This window comes from Endozoicomonas acroporae, from assembly GCF_002864045.1.
In the GTDB taxonomy this organism is placed as follows: domain Bacteria; phylum Pseudomonadota; class Gammaproteobacteria; order Pseudomonadales; family Endozoicomonadaceae; genus Endozoicomonas; species Endozoicomonas acroporae.
In genome coordinates, this window is record NZ_PJPV01000131.1 from 1 (window position 1) to 5,839 (window position 5,839).

The following is a 5,839-nucleotide window of genomic DNA, read 5'->3' on the forward strand; positions in this document are numbered from 1 at the left end:
ATGTAAGGCATTGGATTCCTCGGAATAGCTGGTATGCAGATAAATACGGTTGGAGTGATGATTGCTCTGGTCTGTACTGCTTTGACCCGGATAGTCTAGGAGGCTGTCCGAGAATAGCGCCCGTAGCGAGGATGGCAGAAAATTGAGGATAAAAATTTCGTTTTGTGAGGTGAATAGTGGGGCTATTTGCCGAACAAAACGGAATTTTTAGACCAATTTGCTGCCACCGCAGTAGGGCAGTCTATTCTCGGACAGCCTCCTAGTTCCAGCGTCAGGAGTCTCTGTCCGGACAGACAGAGTAAAGCATCCATCGGGGCATTTTAAATTGATTATGTCTGCTGTTAAAGAGAGCAGTGAGTGAATACTGCTCAATAATATGCCGGATTGAAGTCTAAAGATGAGTCTCATCAATGCAGATGTCGTGGGTTACTGGATTTACCAACAACCTTGCCCTTTTTATCGAGAATTTTATTCCTGGAATCCACACGGTATATCTGCCTTAAATACTCTTCCTTAATGGCTTTCTCATCAACGAGAGGCTTGGTATCCACTCCGGCGTATGCCAGGTATTCAAGCATGTACAGGGGGTTCGGCATGATAACCTCCGAGCCAGTTATAATGTGCGCGGTAGCTTACCTTTGGTCATGACTCCGTTTGTTGATGCAGGGCATAAAAAGAGTGCCTTGTCATGAAAGTGTGTTGAAAGCCAATGTAAACCAGTGATGAGACTTGTTGTCAGCCAGTTTCATGAAAAATATTGCATTGTGCTCGCTTAAATAGAAAAAAATTGACTTATATCAATACTTGAATAGGGCTGGGCCTATAAAAAAGATTATTAGAATAAATGTCTAAGGGGGATGCTATATGACGACAGTGATTGACCGAATCATCAAAGACCATCAGCATATGGCACGCTTGTTGGACTACCTGGATTACGAGGTCTCTGGTTACCGGGAAGGCAGTGAGCACAATCCTCAGCTGAACATTATTATTGAAGCGCTGGATTATATGCATAACTATCCAGATGCATTTCACCATCCTCTTGAGTCCAGGTTGATGGCTCGGCTTCGTCCACGCTTGGCCAGTAAAGAAGAACGGATTCAGTTTGATATGATTGAGGATCAACACCGGCAGATTACGGCAATGACCCAGAGGCTTGTGGAGGCTTTCAATACCGTTGCTTCTGACCAGGTTATCCCGATCAATCTGCTACTGGCTGAATACACGCTCTACAGTGAATTGCAGCGGGAGCATATGGAACTGGAAAACCAGTATATGATTCCGGCGATGCAGTCCTTATTGAGTGTTGATGATCTGGTACTGGTTGATAATGATCTTAAACAGATGTCTGATCCACTTTTTGGTTCTCATTTATGGGAGGTATACCAAAATCTGTATCAGTATATTACTGAGCGGGAAAACGGGGTTGAGCCGGTTATTTGATATTCGGCTCTACTCTTAACCTTTACTCTCCAGCAAATTGCATGTTAAGAATTTGCTGGGAGTCCTGTCCAGACCGTAACTCAGTTTGCGGCTTGTCCCTTCGCCTTTATCTTCTTCACCCAGACTGCAATTTAATAGCACTGATATTCATAAAGTGATAATTGTATAGGTCAGTTTTTTATTTCGCTATCTATCAGCGTACAGTGTTGACATCTGAGTCATGAAAGAGAGGATGGAGCGTGGGTAAACCAATAACATGGATTGTTGCAGGCATTTTCTGGATACAGGCTCATTTCGTTCTTGCTGATGCCATTCCCCCCGGAGAGATTGCGCCCGAGCCGGGTACAGGTAATAAGGAACAGGAACTGGTCAGGGCCTCTGACTATATGGTGGCTACTGCAAACCCCTATGCGGCGAGAGCTGGTTATGAAATTCTCAAACAGGGCGGTTCTGCTATTGATGCTGTCATCACCACGCAACTGGTACTGAACCTGGTGGAACCGCAATCTTCAGGTATTGGTGGGTCGGGATTAATCGTTTATTTTGATAATAAGGCCGGGCAGTTATCCACCTGGGAAGGTCGTGAGACTGCGCCGGGGCAGGTAAAACCGGATCACTTTCTTGATGAAACAGGAGAACCCCTGGCGTTTTATGATGCGGTTGTAGGAGGGCGATCCGTAGCAACCCCCGGTCTGCTCAAATTGATGTATGAAATGCATCAAAAGCATGGAAAACTGGCTTGGAAAACCTTGTTCAAGCCAGCGATAAAACTGGCCCGGGAAGGGTTTATTGTGTCGCCTAGACTGGCCAGTCTGGTTGCCATGGATCAGACACGTCTGGGGCGTTATGAAAATACGAGAAACTACTTTTATCCTGAAGGACGTCCTGTGCAGGAAGGTGATCTGCTGAAAAACCTGCCATTAGCCAATACTCTGTCTCTTATTGCCAATCGTGGGATTGATCCGTTCTATCAGGGAGAGATTGGTCGCGATATCGTCACAACGGTGAACTCAATAACCGATAATCCTGGCTTACTGACGATGAGTGACCTGAATCGTTATCAGGTTCAGGAACGTGACCCTGCCTGTATGGACTATCGGAGTTATCAGGTGTGCAGTATGGGACCACCAAGTTCGGGTGGGCTGACCATGGGGCAGATTCTCGGGATGCTGGATCACTACAACTTGCCTGAACTGGGCAAGGACAACCCCATTAGCTGGCAACTGATTGGCGATGCAACGCGTCTGGCTTTTGCCGACCGTGGCATGTATATGGCGGATCAGGACTTTGTTCATGTGCCGAAGGGTTTGCTGGATAAGTCCTATCTTCTTGAGCGAAGTCGGCTGCTTAAAACCGGAAAGCCATTGCAAGGGGTTGCTCCGGGCTTGCCACCGGGCATAGACGAAATACGTCAGGCTTCCGTTGAAGCACTGGAACTCCCGGCAACGACGCATATCAGCATTGTTGATGGTGATGGCAATGCGGTGGCGATGACCTCCAGCGTAGAGAATGCTTTTGGTTCACGCCTGATGGTCCGTGGTTTTCTATTGAATAACTCCATGACGGATTTTTCCTTCCGTCCATTTATTGATGGCAAACCGGTAGCCAATCGCATAGCACCAGGAAAACGGCCAATGTCTTCTATGACGCCCACTATCGTGTTACGTGATGGCAAGCCCTATATGGTTCTTGGCTCAGCGGGTGGCAGTCGTATAATTGTTCATGTTGTCAAAACAGTTATTGCTCATCTGGACTGGCAATTACCCGTGGATGAAGCCGTTAGTCTATCTCACCGAATCAATATGCAGGGCTCTTATGAACTTGAGTCTGGAACGGATGCGGAAAAGCTGGTAAAACCGCTAACGGCAATGGGGTATCAGGTTTCGGTCCGTGATCTTAACAGCGGTCTGCATGCCATTGTTATAAAGAAGTCAGGCCTGGAAGGGGCTGCTGATCCACGGCGGGAAGGTCATGTTATGGGGGACTGAATATCCGTATTTCCCTGAAGAGCAAGGTCAAATATTCCTGTGGTGGCAACCACTGTTTCCTGAAAAGCACTTTTCGGAACTTCCCGGTTTAGAGCTTGATCTCCGTTCATCCTGAAGCGGAGTCGAAGGGTGACTGGTGCAATCCAGACTAATTATTCGACGCACTTTATCCCTTTTTGGGCGCGCACTGCGTTCAGAAGTATATTGCTCGCAGAATTGCCGCCGTTGGTGGCTATACCAACCTGAGTAATGGTGCCAATTCATCATCATCGCTTTCTTCAGCAATATCGGACAGTGAGTTCACGGAGCCTTCGGGGGATCTGTTCACGGGATTGTCCCCTGTACTCCCGGCCAATATGGGGCTATAACCAGCCGCAGATGATGCCCGGTTGCGACAGTAGCGGTAGATGCACAAGCCAACCACCAGCACCAAGAGTACACCGCCCAGGGCTATAGCGGCTAAAGCGGCTTGATTCAGGTTCACATCCCTTGAGCTGCTTTTACCCGAAGTGGTGGGGGGGTGTTGTCCGGATTGTTGTTGGGATTGTGGCCGGCATTGCGGTCGGGAAGAACCCACACCGTTGAATTTGATTGTTTGCCAGTGCCGTAAAATTATAAACATCGGGCCGATAATTCGGCGGCAGCAGACCAGGGTCAATACCTGCAACTGAATTATCCAGCCAGGGATGACAACCAAGGTTGGTATTGTTTTGCCAGTCTCCGTTGACACGGACATTACAGATACCAGCTTCAGGACCACCCATGACACCAGCATCTCCATACTCACTGTCAACTTCGCAATTGATCGCTGTGGTGTTGGCAACCATGTCAAAAAAAACAGCTTTGCCCAGGCCAATACCTGCGTCGCCATCCTGTCCGGTGTTTTCCACTATACAGTCCACCGCCGTGGTGTGAGCAATCGTGCCATCATTAAAAGCCGTACCCACACCAATGCCTGCACCTCCATATTGAGCGGAATTTTCAACTTTGCAGTTCACCGCCGTGGTGTTGGCAACCATGCCACGACGCCCCCCTGCACCTGCTATAAGCTTCCCCGCTCCAATGCCTGCTGCCCCTGAATTTGTGGAGCTGGCCAATGAGCAGTTAACCGCCGTGGTGTCGACAACCATACCACCACCACGAAGAAACCCGGCACCAATACCTGCTGCTCCGGCGTATTTCCCGTCTGCGGAAGTTGCAACTGTGCAGTTCACTGCCGTGGTGTTGAGCACCATTCCCCAGACATCCCCCCCGGCAATCCCCGCACAGTCACCCAGGGCGACTACATGGGCATTGTTAACGCTTGATATTACTGACCATGGCAGCGTCTGCAATGGTACAGGCCGCTACCGCAACCGGGCTTTTGTCTCTTATATTGGCACCGTTAAAGTTCAGACCATCAATCTGGCCTGTACCTCCCAGGGTTTGCACCAGACAATGGCTGAGATTACCAATGGTGCCGTTTTCGCCACGGAGGCTGCCAGTAAATGGATGAGTATCATTACCAATGGGCTGATCCAACTGGCTACCATCAATGGGCGATGTGCTGGCCGGTTTACGCTGAAGGTCTTGCTGTCTGTTTTTTATTGAACTGTGGTCGTTTACCGGGTTTTCCTCCCGGGTATTGCCCTGTAACAACGGTATGGCGTCAGATTCTGAACACACACCCAGTCGTCCCCACCGTCCCTGTGGCTCGACAGACTGGCTTGTTGCTGGTTGTGAGGCGCTGGCAGTAACGCTGCCGGGCATGGTTGGTGGCTGTATCAAAATCACTCCCTCATGATGGCGTTAATTATTGTGCTGGTTTCCTACCGTTCATATTCCCGGGACCGCCACAGGCAGTCATGGGTCTGTGCAATTTGATTGTTCGGTCATCCAGCATAATGAAAATGCCACACGGGTGGGCCTATTCGTGCCTGACTCGGGGATTTTCACGCAAAAGAGCAAACAATTCGTAGGGTATAATAGCCTTGGATGCGTTACTTTGCCGTGAAAATTCCCGAGAAATGCATAAAACGGGCCAGCCTGAAATGCGTGAGACCGTATTGATAAGTAGTTGGCCAAATGGAATCGTATATTTCTGGCTAAGTGGGCAGTTACTATGCAAGGCACAACGTAGGGAGCATAGCCGTAGCTATGTGACCGTAGTTGTAACGCAGCAGAGTGACTGTCCACTTAGTCAGAAAATACGATTTCATTTGGTTAACTACTTACCCTTCAGTACTTCGAAAAGCTCAGGAAAAAATCTTTTCCTCTGTGATCTCCCGGGCGTGTTTCCTTAAACGCCCAGCGAACCCTTAAAACAGGCGTTCTTTTAAACGCAGGAATGAATAGCCAGTACATAAAGATGCCCAGGCAGTTGGCGACGATATCCCAGAACGATGGGTGGCGATAGTCGGTAAGGGATT

The 5,839-nt window shown here is 48.8% G+C and carries 7 protein-coding genes; 2 read left to right on the forward strand and 5 right to left on the reverse strand.

What is annotated here, in order from left to right; all coding sequences use genetic code 11:
• Positions 1-407: 407 nt before the first annotated feature.
• Positions 408-596, reverse strand: coding sequence for a hypothetical protein (locus CX664_RS18120; protein ID WP_101748088.1), 189 nt, complete (start codon positions 594-596; stop codon positions 408-410).
• A gap of 268 nt (positions 597-864) precedes the next feature.
• On the opposite strand from CX664_RS18120, the gene CX664_RS18125 reads away from it, so the two are divergent.
• Together CX664_RS18125 and ggt are read left to right on the forward strand one after the other, a co-directional pair.
• Entirely contained in the window at positions 865-1,443 is a 579-nt protein-coding gene (locus tag CX664_RS18125) for a hemerythrin domain-containing protein (RefSeq protein WP_101748089.1), read from the forward strand.
• A gap of 239 nt (positions 1,444-1,682) precedes the next feature.
• Positions 1,683-3,431 carry a gamma-glutamyltransferase gene (ggt, locus tag CX664_RS18130; protein WP_101748090.1) on the forward strand — a complete coding sequence of 583 codons (1,749 nt, stop codon included), beginning with the start codon at positions 1,683-1,685 and terminating at the stop codon, positions 3,429-3,431.
• Between the two features lie 232 nt (positions 3,432-3,663).
• Here the strand turns inward: ggt and CX664_RS18135 are convergent, their stop codons facing one another.
• The 4 genes from CX664_RS18135 to CX664_RS27090 all read right to left on the reverse strand — a co-directional run.
• Positions 3,664-3,915 carry a hypothetical protein gene (locus CX664_RS18135; protein ID WP_101748091.1) on the reverse strand — a complete coding sequence of 84 codons (252 nt, stop codon included), beginning with the start codon at positions 3,913-3,915 and terminating at the stop codon, positions 3,664-3,666.
• Positions 3,916-3,931: 16 nt separating this feature from the next.
• Complete coding sequence (locus CX664_RS18140) at positions 3,932-4,765, reverse strand: hypothetical protein (RefSeq protein ID WP_146000125.1); 834 nt, start codon at positions 4,763-4,765, stop codon at positions 3,932-3,934.
• Positions 4,728-5,198 carry a M26 family metallopeptidase gene (locus CX664_RS18145; protein WP_146000126.1) on the reverse strand — a complete coding sequence of 157 codons (471 nt, stop codon included), beginning with the start codon at positions 5,196-5,198 and terminating at the stop codon, positions 4,728-4,730. The genes CX664_RS18140 and CX664_RS18145 overlap by 38 nt, the downstream gene beginning before the upstream one ends.
• Positions 5,199-5,648: 450 nt before the next feature.
• Positions 5,649-5,839, reverse strand: a 191-nt coding sequence (locus CX664_RS27090; RefSeq protein WP_219622229.1) for a hypothetical protein, incomplete at its 5' end; no start/stop codon positions are given.